We start from the raw sequence: 20629 nt of genomic DNA, 5'->3' as shown, positions 1-20629 counted from the left end.
CTCACCGGCGACTGCGCCGCCTTCCTCCGCGAGGCCGCCGCCGGCCGCGACGGCCTCCTCAACGTCTTCGCCCCGCACGCCACCATGGGCGTCGCCGTCCTGGAGACCGGCGCCGGCAGTGACGACGACCTCCTCGCCGCCCTGCACACCCTCCTGCCCGCCGACGACCGCTGGCAGCACCGCCACGGCAGCCCCGGCCACGGCCGCGACCACGTCCTGCCCGCCCTCGTCCCGCCCCACGCGACCCTCCCGGTGGTCGGCGGCGAACTGGCGCTGGGCACCTGGCAGTCGATCTGCCTGGTGGACACGAACCGGGACAACCCGCACCGCCAGGTGCGGCTCAGCTTCCTGGGCTGAGGCGGTCGGGCGAGGAGAGCCGCGGACGAGCTCATCCGGTCTGTTCGGGCAGTGCGGGGGTACGCGGTCCGCATGGCTCTGACGAAGTACGCCGTTCCCCCGCGGAACGTGAGGCAGTTGCGGCGTGTGCGGTCGGTCTACGCGACGGGGGCGCTGCTGGCGCTGCTCGTGCTGATGCAGACCGGGCGCGTGCCGAACGAACGCCACGCCGTCCTCGCCGCCGTGCTCCTGCTGGTCTTCGGCGTGCTGCTGGGCTGGACCCTGGTGCAGCTCCGGCTCCACGGCCGCAGGGGACGGTGCAGCACGGCCCGCAGGCTGACCTCCTCCGCCTGAGCAGCCGCCGCAACCCCCCGCGGAATCTCTGATTCCGGTTGTCGCCGCGTTCCCGCGTGAAGGAGTGCGTTCGGGGTACTGGGCGGTTCCGGGTGGGATCACCCCATTCCTGATTCCAGTCGTTCGATCCACAGGAGGAACCATGACCGACCCCAGGCAGGACCCGAACGAGCAGGAAGGCCCGGCGGACGGCGGGGCGGCCGGTACGCCGGGCGTCCATGACGGGGGCGCCGACGGGGGCGCCGAGGGGCCCGCGGACGGTGGCGCGGCGGGTACGCCGGGTGTGCAGGACGGCGGCGCCGACGGGGGCGCCGAGGGGCCCGCGGACGGTGGCGCGGCCGGTACGCCGGGTGTGCAGGACGGCGGCGCCGACGGGGGCGCCGAGGGGCCCGCGGACGGTGGCGCGGCCGGTACGCCGGGCGTCCAGGACGGCGGCGCCGACGGGGGAGCCGGCGCTTGAGCGTCACCACGCAGACAGCCGAGGACACCGCCGCCGATGACGGCGGCGGTGTCCTCGGGGCCCGGTTGACCCGCCTCGGCCGCGAGGAATTCGCCCGCGACGTCTGGGGGCGCGTCCCCTCGCTCACCCGCGCGGCCGACGACTTCTCCGACCTCTTCTCCGCGCAGGCCGTGGACGAACTGGTCTCCCGCCGCGGGCTGCGCACCCCCTTCCTGCGCGTCGCCAAGAACGGGGCCACCCTCCCCGAGTCCGCGTTCACCGCCCCCGCGGGCGTCGGCGCGACCATTGCGGACCAGCTCGACGACACCGCCCTGTGGCGCAGCTTCGCCGACGGCGCCACGCTCGTACTCCAGGCGCTCCAGCGCACCTGGGAACCCGTCGCCGACCTCTCCTCCCGGCTCGGCACGGAACTCGGCCACCCCGTGCAGGCCAACGCCTACGTCACCCCGCCGCAGAACCGGGGATTCGACGACCACTACGACGTCCACGACGTCTTCGTGGTGCAGATCACCGGCACCAAGCGGTGGATCCTGCACGAACCCGTCCACCCCGCCCCGCTGCGCGACCAGCCGTGGACCGACCACCGCACCGAGGTCGCCGCCGCCGCGGAGGGCGAGCCCTGGCTGGACACCGTGCTGGAACCGGGCGACGTCCTGTACCTGCCGCGCGGCTGGCTGCACGCCGCGCGGGCGCAGGGCGAGGTCTCCATCCACCTGACGCTCGGCGTGCACCCCTGGACCCGCCACGCGCTGGCCGAACACCTCGCGCAGAGCGCCCTCGCCCTGCTGGCCGACGACGAGGAGATGCGCGGTTCGCTGCCGCTGGGCTGGGACGGCCCGGGCGACGAACTCGCCTTCGTCCGCGACCGGCTGGCCGCCGCGATCGGCAGTGCCGACCCCTCGCCCCGCGTCCGGCGCGTCCGCCGGAGCCAGGCGCGGCCCGAACCGCTCGGCCCGCTCGCACAGTCGGCGGCTCTCGCCGCGCTCACCCCCGACGCGCCGCTGCGGCTGCGCGGAGCCCTCGCGCCACGCCTCGACGGACTGCGGCTGACCACCCGCGTCGGCTGGCTCGACTTCCCCGAGGGCGACCTGCCGTCCGTCCGCCGCGTGCTCGACGGCGAGGCCCACACGGCCGGGGAACTCGGACTGGGCCTCGCCGAACGGCTGCTGCGCGCGGGCGTGCTGGTGCCGGCCGGGGCGTGAAGCGGCGGCGATGACGGATCCGAGCCGCTTCCTCTGCGCCGAGGCCGCCCGATCGCGGGGCGACGCACTCGCGGGCACCGCGCCGTACGGCTCGGTCTGGATCCTGATCGAGCACCGCGGCGGCTGGCCCGCCAACGGCTTCGACGGGCTCGACCTGGAGCCGGGCGTGAAGGCACGGGTGTACGCGGCCGCCGCGGCCCTGCGCGCCCGCATGCTGCTGATCCGCCGCCACGGCCGCCGCACGTCGACGTCACCGCCGCGCTGGGCCGTCCTGCGGCAGGACGGGGCCGGTGAACACCGGCAGCGGTGGGGGACCTGGCAGCGCGACGAGGACCTCGTGGGGATCATCGACGCCCTGGACACCCCCGGCGAGGCCGGCCGGCCACCGGTCGTCCTCGTCTGCGCGCACGGCATGCACGACGTCTGCTGCGCCGTACGCGGCAGGCCGGTCGGCCGCGCGCTGAGCGAGCGCTGGCCCGAGCTGGTCTGGGAATGCAGCCACGTGGGCGGCGACCGCTTCGCCGCCAACGTCGTCGTCGCACCGGACGGGGTCTACTACGGCAACCTCGACGGACCCGCCGCCGTGACCGCCGTCGGGGAGCACCTCGCCGACCGCATCCACGCCGACCACCTGCGCGGCTACACCGATCTGGGCCCGCCGCAACAGGCCGCCCTCGCCGCGGTGCTCCGCCACGCCGGGCCCGCCGGCCGCTACGACTACGCCATCGAGGAGACGGTCCGCGAGCACGACCACGACCACGACCGCTGGCGCATCCGCGTCACCGGCCGTCTCACGGGCCTGTCGACGTTCGAGGTCGAACTGCGCTCCCACCGCGCACCGCCGCGCCGCCTCACCTGCCGCGGCCCGCACCCCGCCACGTCCGTGTCGTACGAGGTCACGGCGCTGCGCGTGGGCTGAACGAACGGGGCGGCGCCCCGTCGGCCGTACGCCCGGAGGCGTGGGGCGGGCTTGTCGGGAACGTGCCGCGGGGCCGGTGGGTGAGCACCGGCCCCGCGGGGTGTCGTGTGCCGGCTCGGGGTGGAGCCGGCGGGTCGTGGCTAGACCAGGTCGAACCGGTCGAGGTCCATGACCTTGGCCCAGGCGGCGACGAAGTCCGTCACGAACCTCTCCCGCGCGTCGTCGGCGGCGTAGACCTCGGCGAGGGCGCGCAGTTCGGAGTTGGAGCCGAAGACCAGGTCGGCGCGGGTGCCCGTCCACCTGACCTTGCCGGTCTCGTCGCGGGCCTCGAACTCGTCCTGCGCCGACGACGTCGACTTCCAGGTGGTGCCCAGGTCGAGCAGGTTCACGAAGAAGTCGTTGGTCAGCGTGCCCGGGCGGTCGGTGAGGACGCCGTGCTGCGAGCCGCCGGTGTTGGCGCCCAGCACGCGCAGGCCGCCGACCAGGACGGTGGTCTCCGGGGCGCTCAGCGTCAGCAGGTTGGCGCGGTCCAGCAGCAGGTACTCGGCGGGCAGCCGGGCGCCCTTGCCGACGTAGTTGCGGAAGCCGTCGTAGGCGGGCTCCAGAGCGGCGAAGGACTCGATGTCCGTCTGCTCCTGCGTGGCGTCGACGCGGCCCGTGGTCAGCGGCACCCGCACCTCGAAGCCGGCGTCCTTCGCCGCCTGCTCGACGGCCGCGCTGCCCGCGATCACGATCAGGTCGGCCAGCGAGACCTGCTTGCCGCCCCTGCCGTTGAAGGACTGCTGGACGCCTTCCAGGACGCGCAGGACCTGGGCCAGCTCGTCCGGGTCGTTCGCCTCCCAGCCGCGCTGCGGCTCCAGGCGGATCCGGGCGCCGTTGGCGCCGCCGCGCTTGTCGCTGCCGCGGAAGGAGGAGGCCGACGCCCAGGCGGCCGAGACCAGCTGGGCCACCGTCAGGTCGGTGGCGAGCACCTGCTCCTTGAGCGCGGTGATGTCCGCGTCGTCCAGCGGCTCACCGGTGCGCGCGGGCAGCGGGTCCTGCCACAGCAGCACCTCGGAGGGCACCTCCGGGCCCAGGTAGCGCTGGATCGGACCCATGTCGCGGTGCGTCAGCTTGTACCAGGCGCGGGCGAAGGCGTCCGCGAACTCCTCCGGGTTCTCGTGGAAGCGGCGCGAGATCTGCTCGTACGCCGGGTCGAAGCGCAGCGACAGGTCGGTGGTGAGCATCTGCGGCCGGTGCTTCTTCGACGCGTCGTGCGCGTCCGGGATGGTCGCCTCGGCGTCCTTGGCGACCCACTGCTGCGCGCCGGCGGGCGACCGGGTCAGCTCGTACTCGTAGGCGAAGAGGTTGTGGAAGAACTCGTTGCCCCACTGGGTCGGGGTGCTGGTCCAGGTCACCTCCAGGCCGCTGGTGATGGCGTCCCCGCCCTTGCCGGTGCGGTAGGTGCTGCGCCAGCCCAGGCCCTGCTCCTCCAGCGGGGCGCCCTCGGGGTCCGCGCCGACGTTCTCCGCCGGGCCGGCGCCGTGGGTCTTGCCGAAGGTGTGGCCGCCGGCGATGAGGGCGACGGTCTCCTCGTCGTTCATCGCCATTCGGCGGAAGGTCTCGCGGATGTCGCGGGCGGCGGCGATCGGGTCGGGGTTGCCGTTGGGGCCCTCGGGGTTGACGTAGATCAGGCCCATCTGGACCGCGCCGAGCGGGCTCTCCAGCTCACGGTCGCCGGTGTAGCGCTCGTCGTCCAGCCAGGTGGTCTCCGGGCCCCAGTAGACGTCCTCCTCCGACTCCCAGACGTCCTCGCGGCCGCCGGCGTAGCCGAAGGTCTTCAGGCCCATGGTCTCCAGGGCGACGTTGCCGGCGAGGATCATCAGGTCGGCCCAGGACAGCGCCTGGCCGTACTTCTTCTTGACCGGCCACAGCAGCCGGCGGGCCTTGTCGAGGTTGCCGTTGTCCGGCCAGCTGTTCAGCGGGGCGAAGCGCTGCTGGCCGGCGCCCGCGCCACCGCGGCCGTCGCTGATGCGGTAGGTGCCGGCGCTGTGCCAGGCCATCCGGACCATCAGCGGTCCGTAGTGGCCGAAGTCGGCCGGCCACCAGTCCTGCGAGGTGGTGAGCACCTCGGCGACGTCCCGCTTGACCGCTGCCAGGTCCAGAGCCCGGAACGCGGACGCGTAGTCGAAGTCCTCACCCAGCGGGTTCGCCACGGCCGGGTTCTTGGCGAGGATCTTCAGGTTGAGGCGGTCCGGCCACCACTGGCGGTTGCCGCCGCCCTGGGTGGGGTGCGGTGCGCGGCCGTGGGCCACCGGGCAGCCGCTCGCCTGGGCCTCGGGCACCTCCGGGATGGCCGTCTCCGGCGAATCCGGGACGGTGGGGTCGAAGACGTGCGGCTCGTGGTTCTCGCTCATGGGTAATCCTTCCGGACCCGGCGGGTCATGAGGGGCGCTGACGGGGGAGGAGGGTTCGGGTCGTACAGAGGGGGCACGCTGGGTGCCGGGGCCTGTCAGTGGGCGGTGCCGCGCGCACGACCGGCCGTGTCCATCGGATGTCTCTGCTGCCGTACCGGAGTCTTCCTGTCTCTTGGATGTCGCCGGGATCGATCCTACGATGGACTTCGTCCAAGTCAAGAAGTGTACTAAGAGTGCACTGAGAACGTGCGGCCGGAGCACGCCGTCACCGGACCCTCCCGAGGGCCGCGCGCTCCCCGCACACCGGAACCGGGCAGGTGAGACGAGATGAGCGACCTTCTCCAGCGGTTGCGGGGGCGCGGCTGGCGGCTGACCTCGCAGCGGCGTGTCGTCGCGGAGGTCCTCGACGGCGACCATGTGCACCTGACGGCCGACGAGGTGCACCTGCGGGCCGCCGGGCTGCTGCCCGAGATCTCCCGCGCGACCGTCTACAACACGCTCGGGGAACTCGTCGCGCTCGGCGAGGTGCTGGAGGTCTCCACGGTGGGCCGGGCCAAGCGCTACGACCCCAACGCGCGCCGCCCCCACCAGCACCTGGTCTGCTCGGGCTGCGGCACGGTCCGCGACGTCCACCCGGTCGGCGACGCCCTCGGCGACCTGCCCGACACCGAGCGGTACGGCTTCACCGTCGGCTCCGCGGAGATCACCTACCGCGGGCTGTGCCCGGCCTGCGCCTGACCGCGGCGGCGCGGACCGCCCCCGCGCGGAGCCCGGCCCTCCCTCGCCTGCTCACACGCCGGAGCGCAGCACGAGGAGGGTGATCTCGCTGGGGGCGAAGACGCGGAAGGGCGGGCCCCAGAAACCGGTGCCGCGGCTGGTGTAGAGCTGGGTGCGGGCGCCGTGGCGGCTGAGACCGGCGAGGGCCGGCTGGTCGAGGCGGACCAGGTGGTGGAAGGGCCAGATCTGGCCGCCGTGGGTGTGGCCGGAGAGTTGGAGGTCGACACCGCGGGCCGCCGAGGTGCCGTTCTGCGGGCATGCCACCGTCGCCACCGCCATCGCGCTCGCCGAGCGGATCGGTCCCGGGAAGCTGGTGTTCGCGACCCGCGCCGGCACCGTGCCGGTGGAGGTGACGGAGCGGGAAGGGGTCCTCCAGGCCACGCTCACCAGTGTCGAGCCGCACGTCGAGGGGGTCGTCGACGCCGACCTCGCCGAGGCGCTCGCCGCGCTCGGCTGGCCGGCCGCCGATCTCGACCCGGCCTTCCCGCCCCGTATCGCCTTCGCCGGCGCCCGCCACCTCGTCCTCGCGGCGGCGACCCGCGGCCGCCTCGCCGATCTCGCCTACGACTTCGCTCGCCTCGAAGCGCTGATGCGCCGACTCGACCTGACGACCGTCCAGTTGGTGTGGCGTGAGTCGGCCACCGTCTTCCACGTCCGGGACCCGTTCCCCGTCGGGGGCGTCGTCGAGGACCCGGCGACCGGCGCGGCGGCTGCCGCGTTCGGCGCCTACGTCCGTGACCTCGGCCTCGTGACCGAGGACGCCGTCCTCACCTTGCACCAGGGCGAGGACCTGGGCCGCCCCGGACGGCTCACGGTGACCCTGCGTGCGGGCGATCCGCGCGTCCGGGTCACCGGCGCGGGGGTCCGCCTCGACTAGCACGCCGAGTGTGCGGCCACGGCGTCGGACCGGTCGGGTCGCCGCGGACGCGGAGCGGATGCGGATGCGGATGCGGAGGCGGTCGCGGAGGCGCGCGGAAGGCACGGCCACGTCGTCCTCGGCGGCTCGTGCGCCCAGTCCCTCGACGACCGCGTCGGAGGTCATCCGGCGGGTCGCCCGTTCACAGCTGCCGAGTCCCGTGCCGAGCGCCGTCGCAGCACCCGGTGCGGCGCCGGGTCGTCACGCCCGGTGCCGGTACGGGACACCGCCTCCGGCACCCGGTGCAGAAGCCGGTCCGCGGCCGCGCCGCCGGCGGCAGCGGCACCGGTGGCACCGGCGGTCTCGGAGGCGGGCGAAGCAGCCGAGACGCCGGCACCGTCGGTCGCATCACGCGCGATGACCGGGGCGGCGGTGCGGAATCGCGGATGCCGCCGGGAAGGCGTCAGTGCTCGCAGAGGGAGAACTCCCGCTCGTAGAGCTGCTCGTTGTGCTCGTCGACGAAGAACTTGCGCTCCCGCATGAGCTGTTCGCGGTACTCCCTGGCCTGGTCGAGCGTCATGGTCGAGGTGGCGGCCCAGGGCTGCTGCGGCGGTATGTCGGACGTCGAGACGATGGTCCGGTCCGGGTCGACCAGGAAGAACGCCAGGATCTTGCGGTGTCCCGGGCGGGTGGGGTCCACCAGGCGGAACGAGTCGACGCGGTGCTGGAGGATGTTGGGGAAGGCCAGGCAGCGGCCGGCGGGGGTCGGGGCCGACCCCAGCGGCTGGTTCAGCGCGTCCGCGTCCTCCAGGCCGTAGACCTCGCGCAGGCCGTTGTCGTCGTTCTGCTCGTAGTCCGGGTCGTCGAGCGCCGCCCGGAAACCGAGCCGGCTCTCGGTGATGTTCTCGCTGTCCCAGTAGTAGATCCCGGTCGAGACGATCCGCTCGTTGAGCATTCCCTCGACATGCCAGGAACCGCCGGGGTACTCGGGCTTCTCCGGGGTGAGGTGGAGGGTGGCGAGTTTGACGATGACCTGCACGCGGCGGCCGCGCAGGTCGACCCGGGTGGATTCCTCGGGCGGCGCGGGCGGGGTGAATTCCGGGGCGTCCGGAACGACCGGGCGGCGGTTCTCCCAGTAGTCGTCCTGGGCCCGCTCCCAGGCCCGCACGGCGTCCGCGTAGGCCGCGTCGTCACCGTAGGCGGACTTGTCCGGGCGCCGCGGCGCGGAGTCGTACCACCCGTAGGGGTCGGCCTCGATCCGCGGGGGGCGCGGGTGGCGCAGATCGGTCAGCACGTTCTCCAGCAGCGGGCGGAAGCGCGCGAGGACGTCGGGCAGGACGGCGGCCAGCTCGCGGTGCTTCTCGGGATGGACGTTGTTGACATAGGAACGGAACGCGACATCGCCGTCCGCGCTGATGTCGACGTCCGCGGGCAGCCACTGGAACATCTCCGAGAACTCGTGGCCCGAGTACCGGTCCGTCGGGTTCTGCCAGGCTCGCTCGGGCCCCCCGCTCACCCCCCTGACCAGGCAGAACAGGGAAGGATGCACCAGATCCAGCACCTGGCCGCCGGATCCGGGGTGCCAGTCCTTCTCCGCGTCCGGGACCTCCTCGAGGACGCGGACCGCCGCGCGCAGCCGGGAGCGCAGGCCGTCGTCCACCAGGGTGTCCGACTGCCACACCCCGTCCACGGCGGACACCTCCGCCCCGGTCCGCGCGTCCCGCAGCGCCGCGTAGTGCCCGAGTTCGGCCAGCACATAGCGGACCTGCGCCTCGGTGAGCCCCTGGGCGAGCGCCTCCCGCGTCCACCGCGCGACGACGTCGGCGTCCTTCATCTTGTCGAACCATCCCGGCTTGGCCCGGATGTGTGCGCTGCACTGTGTCATCTGAAGCTCCCGCAGCGTCCGCGGGGTCGCGAACGACAGGGAACGGGAAGCGTGGAAGGGCAGCGGGAAAGCGGGCAGGCCGGTCAATTCTCTTGGTCCTCACGGTCGGTGCGATGGCGGGCAGGATACGTCAGCGCACTGACACCGCAGCCGTCGTCCCGGCCGGGACGGACGCGGACGTAGGCTCGGGCCGGGTGGTGACGGAGGAGGAGGGCTTATGAACGCCGCCGATGCGGTTCCGCAGAGGCTGGACCCGGTGAGCGTCCGCAACGCGAAGACCACGCTGGTGCAGCTTCTCGGTCGGGCGGGGGTGTACGCCGGCGACGCGGAGGAGCTGATCGGACTGGTCGAGGCGGGCGCGCTGGCCGTGGCGGCGCCGGAGACGGCGACCGTGGCGGATGTCGCGCCGTCGGGCAAGGGCGAGCTGTACGCGGCCGGGTGGGGCGACGGGGCACGGGCCGCGGCCGACCACCTCGGCGCGGTCGCCGAGCGGGTGCTGCGGGAGGCGGTGGGCGAGCCCGGGCCGGAGGAGCCGGCGGAGCGGACCCGCGTCGGGCGGATGGACGTGGAGCGGGCGAAGGTGGTGGTGACCTCCCTGCACGTGTCGTTCGCCGACGACTCGGAGCTGGACCCGGAGGTCTCCGAGCAGGTCCTCTTCGCCGTACTGCGCACCATGGGGGCGCGCGGGCGGGCCGGTTATCCGGGGCTGCTGACCCGGTTCGCGGACGAGCACCGCGCCCGGGTGGAGCGGATGTTCGCGCGGTACGGGCCGGGCAGCCCGATCGCCATCCACGGCCGCTACACGCTGCTGCACTCCCCGACGTGCGTCGCCGTCCTCGAGCGGCTGACGGTCGTGCCGGAGGAGCTGCGCGAGGAGTGGGACGCCGGGGAGCTGCCGCCGGCCTGGCTGGACGGGCTCGCCACGGCCTGGGAGGCGGCGGGGGCCTGAGGAACGGCCTCACGGCGGGGGCCTGAGGAACGGCCTCACGGCGGGGCCTGTGCAGCGCCTGGACGGCGGGACCGACAGCGGCCGGCCCCGGGTCCTGGAGGGCGGGACCCGGGGCCGGCCGCCTGCGCCCGAGGGGGCTACGGCGTCATCTCGTACGCGCCGGAGAGCGCCTCGACGCGCTCCCAGACGCGCGCGGAGCGGGCCTCGTCGATCACCGGGCGGCGCACCGCTGCCAGCGCCCACGTCTGCTGGTCCGGCGTGGCGGAGTCCTTGCCGTGCAGCTCGACGGCGTGGCCGGAGAAGTCGCGGACCAGGACCGCGAACAGTTCGTCGAGCACCGACTCGTCCAGCCCGGTCAGACGGGCCTGCTCCAGGATGAGCTGGGCGTGCACCACGAGCGCGAAGAGCTGGCCGACCGACAGCAGGAAGTCCAGGTCGCGGCTCTGCGTCTCGTCGGGGGCCATGGTGGCGACGAAGTCGCACAGCGCGTCGGCCTGCTCGCGGAAGCGGGCGACGTTGGGCACGGCGGCGTAGGCGTCGAAGGCGGGCCGCCAGTCGTGGAAGCGCACCGAGCCCAGCCCGCGGGCGGGGCCCTGGCGGAAGAGGAAACCGTCGTCGGCCGCGTCCAGGCGGGTGGGCACGGCGGGCTGGTCGACCGGGGCCAGCAGATGGTTGCGGAGGAACTTCAGGATCAGCGCCAGGTTGACGTGGACCGTGCCTTCCAGCTTGGGCAGGGAGCGGATCTCCACGGCGGCCTGGGCGAAGTAGGTGTCCTTCTCGAAGCCCTTGGCCGCGATGACGTCCCACATCAGGTCGACGACCTTCTCGCCCTCGGTGGTGACCTTCATCTTGGTCATCGGGTTGAAGAGCAGGTAGCGGCGGTCGTCCGGGCCCGCGGTGCGGAAGTAGTCGACGGCCCGGTCGCTGAACAGCTTCATGCCGACCAGCCGGACGTAGGCGTCGGCCAGCTCCCGGCGCACGTGCGGGAAGGCGGTGACGGGCCGGCCGTACAGGACGCGGTTGCTCGCGTGGGTGACGGCCTCGTACATCGCGTGCTCGCAGATGCCGATCGAGGCGGTGCACAGGTTGAACTTGCCGACGTTGACGGTGTTCAGGGCGGCGTCGAAGGCGGCGCGGCCGGTGTGCAGCACGTCGGAGGCGGCGACGGGGTAGTCCGCCAGCCGGAACTCGCTGACGTACTTGGAGGAGTCCACCACGTTGCGCACCAGGTGGTAGGCGGGGTGGCGGCTGTCGGCGGCGAAGAAGACGTAGCCGTCGGGGCCCTCGACGTCGGTGCGGCGGCCGAAGACGGACACCAGCCCGGCGGCGTTGCCGTTGCCGATGTAGTACTTGGATCCGGTGGCCCGGAAGCCGCCCTCGCCGTCGGGCTCCAGCAGCATGTCGGTGGAGTAGATGTCCGCGCCGTGCGACCGCTCGGACAGCCCGAAGGCGAAGACCTCGCCCTGCTCCAGCAGGTCGGCGGCGCGGGCGCGGGCCTCGGCGTTGTCGCTCTGCCACACCGGGCCCAGGCCCAGGATGGTCACCTGCCAGGCGTACCAGTAGTCCAGGCCGTAGAAGCCGAAGACCTCGTTGAGCGCGGCGATCCGGGCGGTGTCCCAGCGCTGCTCGGGCCGGCCGGCGGCGGAGGCCGGGGTGAGGAACGTGGCGAACAGGCGCTCCTCGGCGGCGAAGGCGAGGAAGTCGCCGAGCCAGGCGCGCGAGCGGTAGTCCTCGATCAGCCGGCGCTTGCCGCGCTCCTCGAACCAGTCGACCGTGGCGCGCAGCAGCCGCCTGGTCTCGGCGTCGAAGTGCGCCGGGTCGTAGGTACGCGGGTTGAACAGCAGCGCGTCGGCCATGGGAGGGGAGCCTTCCGGAGGGAGGAGCCGTGGAGGGTGCCTCCCGATCCTCTATGCAACTTGTTGCACAAGGAAAGTCCCGGCGGCCCGGTGAGACGCGGCTCACCCGTCGCGGGCGTACGCCCCCGGACGCGCGGAGCCCGGTGATCTGGCCGATGGTGGAAGGACCGGCCGCGCCGGCAGACGAGGAGGTCCGACCATGGACGTACCCGGTACGTCGACCGCCGGCCCGCGGACGCCGGCCGAGCGGACGCCGGACGAGCGGGCGGCGTACGGGCGGCAGGCCCGCAAGCGGGTCCCGCGCGCCGCGCACGGCCGGTGGGAGCCGCAGCCGGACCGCCCCGACCCGGTGGGGACCGTCGAACGCCAGTCGGCCGAGCGGGTGCCGGAACTGGTCCCGATCCGCTACGGCCGCATGCTGGAGTCGCCCTTCCGCTTCTACCGCGGCGCCGCCGCGATCATGGCGGCCGACCTGGCGTCCTCGCCCGCCAGCGGACTTCGGGTGCAGCTCTGCGGCGACGCCCATCCGCTGAACTTCCGGCTGCTCGCCTCCCCGGAGCGCCGCCTGGTCTTCGACATCAACGACTTCGACGAGACCCTGCGCGGACCCTTCGAATGGGACGTCAAGCGGCTGGCGGCCGGCCTGGTGATCGCTAGCCGGGCGAACGGCTTCTCGGAGAAGGAGCAGAACCGCACCGTACGAGCCTGTGTGCGGGCCTACCGGGAGCGGATGCGGATGTTCGCCGGCATGCGGACCCTCGACATCTGGTACGCCCTGGACGACACCGAGAAGATCACCGAACTGGCCTCCTCGATCGGCGGGGACGCGGTGGAACGCACCGCCCGGGCCACCGCGCGCGCCCGCACCCGCACCCACCTGGAGGCGTACGCCAAGCTCACCCGGGTCACCGCCGAAGGCCGGCGCATCACCCCCGACCCGCCGCTGATCACTCCGCTCGCCCAGTTGGCCGCCGACCCCTCCGAGGCCGGGCGGGAGCGGGAGCTGCGCACCCTCGTGGGCGCGTACGCGAGCACCCTGCCGCCCGAGCGCCGGCACCTGCTGCGCCACTACCGCCTGGTCGACATGGCCCGCAAGGTGGTCGGCGTCGGCAGCGTGGGCACCCGCTGCTGGGTGCTGCTCCTGCTCGGCCGGGACGACGACGACCCGCTGCTGCTCCAGGCCAAGGAGGCCCAGGAGTCGGTGCTCGCCCCGTATGCCGGCGGCGAGGACTACGACAACCAGGGGCGCCGGGTGGTGGCCGGGCAGCGCCTGATGCAGACCGCCGGCGACATCTTCCTCGGCTGGACGCACGTGGTGGGCCTGGACGGGCGCGGCCGCGACTTCTACGTGCGCCAGCTCTGGGACTGGAAGGGCATCGCCCGCCCCGAGACCATGGGGCCCGGCCTGCTCGCCCTGTTCGGCCGGCTGTGCGGGGCGTCCCTGGCCCGGGCCCACGCCCGCTCCGGCGATCCGGTCGCGATCGCCGCCTACCTGGGCGGCGGCGACCGCTTCGACCGCGCGCTCGCCGACTTCGCCCAGTCCTACGCCGACCGCAACGAGCGGGACTTCGCGGCGCTGCGGGACGCCTGGCGCTCCGGCCGGATCAGGGCCGAGCGGCTCTGAGCCGGCCCGCCGGACCGGGACGCCGTCGGGGAGCTTCCGCCGCCGCCGGAGCCGGGCGGCCGTCGCGCGCCGAACGTGGCGACGGCCTCGGTGCCGGTGGTCCGCGAGCGCACGTAGCGCTCGGCCCGGGTGCGGCACTCGAGGAAGGCCGGCCCCGCCGCCACCCGCTCCACCGCCGAGTCCAGGTCCGGCGGCACGTGCCCGCAGCTGCGCCCGGCCGTCCCGCAGCGGTGCCCGGGAGACGCCGGGCCGCCGGCAGCTCGACGTGCTCCGGCGTGAGCTGCCCGGGCGCCGCCGGCCGATCTCCCAGGCCCCCTCCGGGCCCGGCGAGTGGAGTAGGCGAGGTCCACCAGGTCCCGGTCGGAGCCGTCGCGCACCAGCAGGGCCCGGTCGCCCGGGTCCGCCGGTCCGTCCAGGTCCGGGCCGAGGACCACCCGTTCAGCGACCGGATCCGCGCGGCCGGACGCCTGCTGGACCGCCTCGCCGGGCTCTGACCTGCGCGTACGACCAGATCCACCCGCCGTCGCCGCACTGTTCGCGCGGCGGGGTGGGATGATGAAAGGGCTGGTGCGCGGGGATTCGGCGGGTCGAGGAGTCGCCATGGCGGGCACATGGGCCAACCGGGACCACCCCCCGGTCGAACGGCCGAGGCAAGGGCGGGACGAGAGCGCCGAGGAGCGCGCGGACCGCCGCTGGGCGGACCTGCTCCAGGAGCTGCGGGTGGCGCAGACCGGCATGCAGATCCTGTTCGGCGTGCTGCTCATCGTCGTCTTCCAACCGGTCTTCGCCACCCTGGACGGAGCCGACCGCACGCTCTACGTCACCGCGGTCACCCTCGGCGCGGCCACCGTGGCCGCGCTGATCGCCCCGGTGGCCCTGCACCGGATGGTGGCCGGCCGGCACATCAAGCCGGAGACGGTGGTGCTGGCGGCGGCGCTCGCCAAGGCGTCCATGGGCATGCTGGCCGCCACCATGGCCGCCGCCCTGCTGCTGCTGTTGCGGGTGGCGGTGGACGACACCGTCGCCGCGGTGCTGACCGGCGGCTTCTGCCTCTGGCTGCTGGCGCTGTGGCTGCTGCTGCCGATGTGGGCCCGGCGCCGCTACTCCAGCCGGCGGTGACCGGCCGGACGCCGCCAGGGGGCAGGATGGGGCGCGGGCCCGCGCCGGAAGTCCCGGCGCGTCCGGGGAAGAGTGGTGGACCAGTGGAGCAGCAGTGGCTGTCACGGCGCGCGCACGAGGCCGAAGGAGCCGCGGCCGGGGGCTTCGACCTCACCCAGTGCGTACGGGAGCCGATCCACCTGCTCGGCGGCGTGCAGTCCTGCGGATCGCTGGTGGCGGTCGACCCGGCCACCGGGCTGGTCGAGGTCGCCGCGGCCAACACCGGCGCCCTCCTCGGCGTGGCGGCGGCCGACCTGGTCGGCGGGCCGGTGACCCGGCTGCTGCCGGCCGCCCTGTTCGAGGAGGCGGTGCGGGCGGCCGGCGACGAGGACGGGGTGCCGGCCGCCCTCGACCCGCCCGAGGAGGTGACCGCCCGGGGCCGGCGCTTCGACGTCTCCGCGCACCGCCGCGGCGGCCTGCTGATCCTGGAGTTCGAGCCCCGGGACGACGGCGACGCCCAGGCCCGCGGCTTCTACCAGGGCGTACGCCGGGCGCTGGCCCGCCTGCGGTCGGCGGCGGGCGTCGCCGAGTGCTGCGAGGTCGCGGTACGCGAGGTGCGGGCGCTCACCGGGTTCGACCGGGTGGTCGCCTACCGCTTCGACGGCGAGGACGGGCCGGGCGAGGTGGTCGCCGAGGACGTCCGGCACGACTGGGAGCCGTGGCTGGGCCTGTGGTTCCCGGCCACCGACATCCCGCCGCAGGCCCGCCGGCTGTACCGGGAGAACTGGATCCGCGTCATCGCGGACGTGGACGACGCCTCCGTCGGCCTGCACCCGCCGGTGCGCCCGGCCACCGGCGAGCCCCTGGACCTCTCGCAGGCCGCGCTGCGCACCGTCTCCGGATTCCACCTGGAGTACCTGCGCAACATCGGCGTCCGCTCCTCCATGTCGGTGTCGGTGCTGCGCGAGGGGCGGCTGTGGGGGCTGATCGCCTGCCACGGCGCCGAACCCGCGCGGATCACCCCCGAGGTGCGCTCGGCCTGCGAGATGTTCGGCGCGGCCTTCTCCCTCCAGCTCTCCGCCATCGAGGAACGGGAGCGCGCGGACGCGCTGGTGGAGTCCGCCGCACGGACCGCGGCGGTCGCCGAGGTGCTGGAACGCGGCCGACTGGAGGAGGGCCTCGGCGGTGGCGGCGGCCCGCTGCTGGAGCTGGTGGCCGCGGACGGGGTGGTGCTCCGGCGCGCCGAGCGCACCCTGGGCGCGGGCGAGGCGTTCCCGCCCGCCCTGCTCCGGACGCTGGCGGACCGGGCACGCGGCCTGACCCCTGGCGGACTGTGGTGCACCGACCGGCTCGCCGAGGAGGAACCGGGGGACCGGGCGGACGGCACGGCCGGCGGGCCGTCGGGGGTGCTGATGGTGCCGCTGTCCGGCGAGGGCGAGTACCTCGCCTGGCGCCGACCGGAGCGGCCGATGCCCCGCCAGTGGGCGGCCGACCCCGCGCAGCCGGTACGGGTGGGGCCGCGCGGCGAACGGCTGACGCCCCGCGGCTCGGGGGCCGTCTTCCGGGCCGCCGTGCGCGGCCGCAGCCTGCCCTGGACCGTCCGCGACCAGGTGGCCGCCCGGGAGCTGTGGCGGCTGCTGACCGGTCTGGTGCTGCGGCACGCCGACGTCCTGGACGCGATCAACGACGAGCTGCGGATGCGCAACACCGACCTGGACTCCTTCGCCCACGCCGCCGCCCACGACCTCAAGGAGCCGCTGCGCGGCATCTCCAACGCGGCGACCTTCGCCATGGAGGACGCCGCGGACGGCCTCGACGAGACCACGCTGCGCCGCCTTCGGACCATGCAGCGCCTCGCCGGGCGCATGGACGAGCTGCTCAACTCGCTGCTGCACTACGCCCGGCTCGGCCGCGCCGGGCTGCGGATCCGCGAGGTGGAGCTGGGCCGCGCCCTGGACGCGGCCCTGGAGGTGGCCGGGCCCCGGCTCACCGAACGGCGGGTGCGGGTGGTGCGCGGCACGCTTCCGCGGGTGTGGGCCGACCCCGACCGGCTGGACGAGATCCTGGTCAACCTGCTGGTCAACGCCGCCAAGTACGCCCGCGAGGACGGCGAACGCCGGGTCGAGGTCACCGTCGAGCGGCGCCCCCTCCCGCCCGCCGGCCGCGACGGGGCCCAGGCGCCCGCCGGGACGGAGCAGGTGATCGTCGTCCGGGACAACGGGATCGGCATCCCGGCCGAACGCCACCGGGACGTCTTCGACCTGTTCCGCCGGCTGCACGGCCCGGCCGAGCACGGCGGGGGCACCGGGGTGGGGCTGGCGCTGGTCAAGCGGATCGTCGAACGCCACGGCGGCCGCATCTGGCTGGAGGCCGCCCCCGGCGGGGGCACGGCGTTCTACTTCACGCTCGCGGCGCCCGAGCCGGCCCCGGAGCCCGCCTGACGCCAGTAGTCGACGGCGCCCTTCAGCACCGTCTGGAAGAGCGCGAAGTTGACCGGCTTGTAGACATAGCTGTCCGCGCCCGCCGCGAAGCAGGCGTCGACCTCGGCGGGGGCGGTGGAGGAGGTGAAGACCACCACCGTCACCGCGCCCAGCTCCGGGTGGGAGCGGATCTGCTCCAGCACCGTGTGGCCGTCGGTCCCGGGCATGTTGAGGTCCAGCAGGATCAGCCCCGGCAGTTCCTCGCGGGACAGCAGGTCCGCCGCCAGGCCCTGCCCGCGGGCGGTGAACTCCAGCACCAGATCGGGGTGGGTGCGGCGCAGCGCCCGCTCGATCGCCTCGGCGTCCTCCGGGCTGTCCTCCACGACCAGTATCCGGTCCGGGGCCGGCCGCCGCCCGGGCGCCGCCGGCTCCGGCGCCTCCGCCGCCTCGCCCGTCTGCGGTGTCCGCGGCGTCCGCGGCAGATGCGTCACTGTGTCTCCTCCACGATTCCCCCCGCCACCCGGGCGACCAGCACCGCGGTGTCGTCGTCGCCCAGCGCGCGGAAGGCGGCCGCGCGGGCGATCAGCCCGGCGGCCGCGTCGCCGTCCCCGGCGCAGCACTCCCGTACCGCCTCGGGCAGCAGGCTCTCGAACATCGTCCCATCCGCCGAGCGGGCCTCCGACAGCCCGTCGGTGAACATCACCAGCGCGTCGCCCGGCTCCAGCACGGCCGTGCGCGGCTCGTACAGGGTCTCCGGCACGATGCCCAGCAGCAGCCCGGACGCCCGGACCTCCTCCACCCGCCCGTCCGCGCGCCGCAGCAGCGGGCGCGGATGCCCGGCCGAGGCGGCCTCCACGGTGTGCCCGTCGCCGTCCGGGGTGAGCACCGCGACGAACGCGGTCACGAACCGCGCGGTCTGCTGACCGGTCAGCACGCTGTTGAGGCGGCGCAGCGCCTCGCCGGGCGGCACCTTGTCCTCCAGCAGCACGCGCAGGGTGTGCCGGGCCAGACCGGCCAGCGCCGCGGCCTCGGCCCCGCGGCCGCACACGTCCCCGACGAAGAGCGCCAGCCCGCCGTCCCGGCGCACCACGGCATCGTAGAAGTCGCCGCCCACCTCCAGCGAGTCGTCGGCCACCTCGTAGGCCGCGGTCAGCTCAGCGCCCGGCCAGTCGGGCAGCTTGCCCGGCAGCAGATGGCGCTGGAGCTGCTCGGCGTTGCGGCGGCGCTGCTCGTAGGCGCTGGTGGTGTCGATGGCCAGCGCCGCCCGGCGGGCCAGGTCGTCCTGCACGCGCAGGTCGACGATGTCCCGCTCCGGGCGGTGGTACACGAACGTCAGCGTGCCCAGCAGCTTCCCCCGGGCCCGCAGCGGGCTGATGGTCACGGCCCGCACCTCCCGGCCCGGGCCCTCGCTGCGCGGCCCGAACGCGGACGCCCCCAGCGCCTCGCCGGTGATCAGGGTGCCCTCCGGCCGGCGTGCCGCGGCCCTCAGCGCCTCGCCCAGCCACGGATCGTCCGCCGCCACACCCCGCAGCCAGGGCTGCACGGCCGCCGCCACGTGCACGCTGGCCACCGGGGACAGCCGCCCGCCGGGCCGGCACAGATGCACCACGCAGGCCTCCGCCACCGCCGGGACCGCGAGCCGGGCGATGCGCTCCAGCGTCTCCCGCTCGTCCAAACTGGCGTCCATCTGCAACGACGCCTCGGCCAGGAACGCCTCCTCCACCCGGCGGCGCTCGGCCGCCCGGTGCTCCAGCACCCGCCGGTTGCCGGCCACCAGGACCTCGCCCAACTGGAGCAGCCGCCCCGGCAGCGCGGAACCGGCGTCCTGCCGCCGGCTCACGCCCAGCGAGAAGGCCGCCCAGTCGTCGCCGCCGAGCGCGAAACGCGCCTCCAGGGCCCACCGCGCGCCCGCCTCGGCCAGCAGCGCCGCCTCGGGCGCGAACGCCGCGTCGTCCGCCGCGAGGTCGTAGGCGAACAGCCGTACCGGCGCGCGGTCCCCGGCCTCCGCACCGTCCTGGGCGGGCAGCCGCGCGGGCACGGTCCGCACACTGCCGGCCGGCGGGGTCGTGGTGGCCGCCGACCCGTCGCCGGCCGTCAGCCGCCGGACGTACCGCAGCGACCGACCCTCCCACCGGCTGCCGGTCACGGCGACCACGTCCCGCTCCGCCAGCATCAGGGCGTAGACGTGCCGGGCCATGTCCGTGATGTCTTCGGCATCCTGCGCGGCTTGCCACATGCGGTGCAGGCCGGCGGCCCAGCTCTCCGGGTCCGCGCCCGCTCCGCCCTCGACTCGCCCCACCGTCTCCTCGATCGTCTCGGCTGCACTGACCGGAGCTCGCGCCCCGCCGCCGCGGGCCGGTTGCCGGGTCGGTCCGGGCGGGCAGCACGTCCCAGCGTACGTCCCCGCCGCCGCGCCGCAGGAGGGGAACCGGATCACCGGCGGCCGGACGGGCGCCGGTGCCGCCGTGCACCTGCCGGTCGCCGGACCGCGGTCCCCCGTACGGCCGCCCCGCGGCCTGTCGGGGGGCGGGCGCGGCCTGCTCGGAGGGCGCCGGACCACCGCGGCCGGTGCCCGGCGTACGCGTCCGGGCAGCGCTCCGTTGGGCCGGCGTTAGCGGCCAGACGGTCAGGCTGGGCGGGTGATGCAGTCAAGAAGGGTCTCCCAGGCGTCCGACGAGGTCTCCCGGATCAGGAAGAGGCGCGCCGTCGTCGCGGCAGTGGCCGCCGTGCTGCTCGGCACGGCCGCAGTGGTCGGTTCACTGCTCTCGGGCGACGACTCCCCGCCCCGCTGGAAGGAGGCCGCCGGCCGGCCGGTGACCGCCCCGCGCCACACCTCCGGCCCCGACGGCACCAGAGTCCTCCTCGGCCGGCCCTCCGCCTCGCACACCCTCCAGGTGTACGAGGACCCGCGGTGCCCGGGCTGCGCCCTGGTGGAGCGGGTGATCGGCGCCGATGTCCGCAAGGACGTGCGGCGCGGGAAGTACCGGCTCCAGTACGTCGGGGCGACCTTCCTCGACGGGGACAGTCTGGACGGGGACCGGGTGCGCACCGGAGCGTTCGGCGAGGGCTCCAAGGCCGCGCTCAGCGCGTTGGGCGCGGCCCTGGACACAGGGGAGGAGGCGTTCCTCGCCTACAAGGACGCCCTGTACTCCGCCCGATTCCACCCTGACGAGCGGGACGACCGGTTCGGCGACGAGGACTACCTGCTCGAGGTGGCCGACTCCGTCCCCGCCCTGCGCGGCAACGCCGCCTTCCACCAGGCGGTGCGGGACCGGACCTACGACGCGTGGGCGCTGGCCATGGCCCGGGCCTTCCAGCAGAGCGGCACCACCGCCACCCCCAAGCTGGTCCTGGACGGACAGGACCTCACCACCGCCGACGGCGGGAGCCTTCCGCTGAGCGCGGAGCAGTACCGGGAGGCCGTGGACCGCCGACTCGCCGCCCGCTGACCCCGGCCCCGGCCCTGTCTCTTATACACATCTCCGAGCCCACGAGAC

Annotated in this window: 16 protein-coding genes and 2 pseudogenes; 12 read left to right on the top strand and 6 right to left on the bottom strand. The window is 74.7% G+C overall.

The genetic code is table 11. The annotated features are described in order from the left end of the window. The 5 genes from C6N75_RS14935 to C6N75_RS14915 form a co-directional block, all read left to right on the top strand. Nucleotides 1-357: YjbQ family protein (locus C6N75_RS14935; RefSeq protein ID WP_105869385.1), on the top strand; the 357-nt coding region annotated here is incomplete at its 5' end. 72 nt (nt 358-429) lie between these two features. Beyond that, nucleotides 430-690, top strand: a complete 261-nt coding sequence (locus C6N75_RS14930) for a hypothetical protein (RefSeq protein ID WP_105869388.1) — start codon at nt 430-432, stop codon at nt 688-690. A 142-nt stretch (nt 691-832) separates the two neighbouring features. Further along, nucleotides 833-1150, top strand: a complete 318-nt coding sequence (locus tag C6N75_RS14925) for a hypothetical protein (protein WP_105869384.1) — start codon at nt 833-835, stop codon at nt 1148-1150. Beyond that, nucleotides 1147-2352, top strand: a complete 1206-nt coding sequence (locus C6N75_RS14920; RefSeq protein ID WP_105869383.1) for a cupin domain-containing protein — start codon at nt 1147-1149, stop codon at nt 2350-2352. The genes C6N75_RS14925 and C6N75_RS14920 overlap by 4 nt, the downstream gene beginning before the upstream one ends. A 10-nt stretch (nt 2353-2362) precedes the next feature. Continuing rightward, nucleotides 2363-3271, top strand: coding sequence for a sucrase ferredoxin (locus C6N75_RS14915; protein ID WP_105869382.1), 909 nt, complete (start codon nt 2363-2365; stop codon nt 3269-3271). Between the two features lie 140 nt (nt 3272-3411). On the opposite strand, the gene katG is transcribed toward C6N75_RS14915, so the two are convergent. Further along, nucleotides 3412-5667: a catalase/peroxidase HPI gene (katG, locus tag C6N75_RS14910; protein WP_105869381.1), complete on the bottom strand. Its 2256-nt coding sequence runs from the start codon at nt 5665-5667 to the stop codon at nt 3412-3414. A gap of 327 nt (nt 5668-5994) precedes the next feature. On the opposite strand from katG, the gene C6N75_RS14905 reads away from it, so the two are divergent. Then, nucleotides 5995-6405: a Fur family transcriptional regulator gene (locus C6N75_RS14905; protein ID WP_105869380.1), complete on the top strand. Its 411-nt coding sequence runs from the start codon at nt 5995-5997 to the stop codon at nt 6403-6405. Nucleotides 6406-6456: 51 nt separating this feature from the next. Here C6N75_RS14905 and C6N75_RS14900 read toward each other — a convergent pair. Beyond that, a pseudogene (locus C6N75_RS14900) lies at nt 6457-6684 on the bottom strand (metallophosphoesterase); the annotation flags it as partial. On the opposite strand from C6N75_RS14900, the pseudogene C6N75_RS14895 reads away from it, so the two are divergent. Continuing rightward, a pseudogene (locus tag C6N75_RS14895) lies at nt 6680-7321 on the top strand (PhzF family phenazine biosynthesis protein); the annotation flags it as partial. The pseudogenes C6N75_RS14900 and C6N75_RS14895 overlap by 5 nt on opposite strands. Before the next feature lie 442 nt (nt 7322-7763). On the opposite strand, the gene C6N75_RS14890 reads toward C6N75_RS14895, so the two are convergent. Then, nucleotides 7764-9272: a DUF4246 domain-containing protein gene (locus C6N75_RS14890; RefSeq protein ID WP_105869379.1), complete on the bottom strand. Its 1509-nt coding sequence runs from the start codon at nt 9270-9272 to the stop codon at nt 7764-7766. Nucleotides 9273-9402: 130 nt separating this feature from the next. Between C6N75_RS14890 and C6N75_RS14885 the strand changes: the two genes are divergently transcribed. Next, the gene (locus C6N75_RS14885) at nt 9403-10134 is read left to right on the top strand and encodes a hypothetical protein (protein ID WP_105869378.1); all 732 of its coding nucleotides are present in this window, start codon (nt 9403-9405) and stop codon (nt 10132-10134) included. Nucleotides 10135-10271: 137 nt separating this feature from the next. On the opposite strand, the gene C6N75_RS14880 is transcribed toward C6N75_RS14885, so the two are convergent. Next, nucleotides 10272-11990 carry an acyl-CoA dehydrogenase family protein gene (locus C6N75_RS14880; protein WP_105869377.1) on the bottom strand — a complete coding sequence of 573 codons (1719 nt, stop codon included), beginning with the start codon at nt 11988-11990 and terminating at the stop codon, nt 10272-10274. A 199-nt stretch (nt 11991-12189) separates the two neighbouring features. Here C6N75_RS14880 and C6N75_RS14875 point away from each other — a divergent pair, with 199 nt between their 5' ends. The 3 genes from C6N75_RS14875 to C6N75_RS14855 all read left to right on the top strand — a co-directional run bounded on the left by C6N75_RS14875 (nt 12190) and on the right by C6N75_RS14855 (nt 17153). Beyond that, nucleotides 12190-13614 carry a DUF2252 domain-containing protein gene (locus C6N75_RS14875; RefSeq protein ID WP_105869376.1) on the top strand — a complete coding sequence of 475 codons (1425 nt, stop codon included), beginning with the start codon at nt 12190-12192 and terminating at the stop codon, nt 13612-13614. A 600-nt stretch (nt 13615-14214) separates the two neighbouring features. Next, entirely contained in the window at nt 14215-14733 is a 519-nt protein-coding gene (locus tag C6N75_RS14860) for a DUF6328 family protein (RefSeq protein WP_105869373.1), read from the top strand. 26 nt (nt 14734-14759) lie between these two features. Further along, nucleotides 14760-17153: an ATP-binding protein gene (locus C6N75_RS14855; protein ID WP_105869372.1), complete on the top strand. Its 2394-nt coding sequence runs from the start codon at nt 14760-14762 to the stop codon at nt 17151-17153. On the opposite strand, the gene C6N75_RS14850 is transcribed toward C6N75_RS14855, so the two are convergent. Both C6N75_RS14850 and C6N75_RS14845 read right to left on the bottom strand, forming a co-directional pair. Next, nucleotides 17108-17524 carry a response regulator gene (locus C6N75_RS14850; protein ID WP_258177422.1) on the bottom strand — a complete coding sequence of 139 codons (417 nt, stop codon included), beginning with the start codon at nt 17522-17524 and terminating at the stop codon, nt 17108-17110. The genes C6N75_RS14855 and C6N75_RS14850 overlap by 46 nt on opposite strands. A gap of 95 nt (nt 17525-17619) precedes the next feature. Next, the gene (locus tag C6N75_RS14845; RefSeq protein ID WP_258177420.1) at nt 17620-19431 is read right to left on the bottom strand and encodes a PP2C family protein-serine/threonine phosphatase; all 1812 of its coding nucleotides are present in this window, start codon (nt 19429-19431) and stop codon (nt 17620-17622) included. A gap of 343 nt (nt 19432-19774) precedes the next feature. Between C6N75_RS14845 and C6N75_RS14840 the strand changes: the two genes are divergently transcribed. Beyond that, nucleotides 19775-20581 carry a thioredoxin domain-containing protein gene (locus tag C6N75_RS14840; RefSeq protein WP_146132565.1) on the top strand — a complete coding sequence of 269 codons (807 nt, stop codon included), beginning with the start codon at nt 19775-19777 and terminating at the stop codon, nt 20579-20581. Nucleotides 20582-20629 lie beyond the last annotated feature (48 nt).

This window comes from Streptomyces solincola (genome assembly GCF_002982015.1).
GTDB classification, from domain to species: domain Bacteria; phylum Actinomycetota; class Actinomycetes; order Streptomycetales; family Streptomycetaceae; genus Streptomyces; species Streptomyces solincola.
Note: the sequence above shows the minus strand (reverse complement) of the source record. Positions and strands in the feature narration are given on the sequence as shown.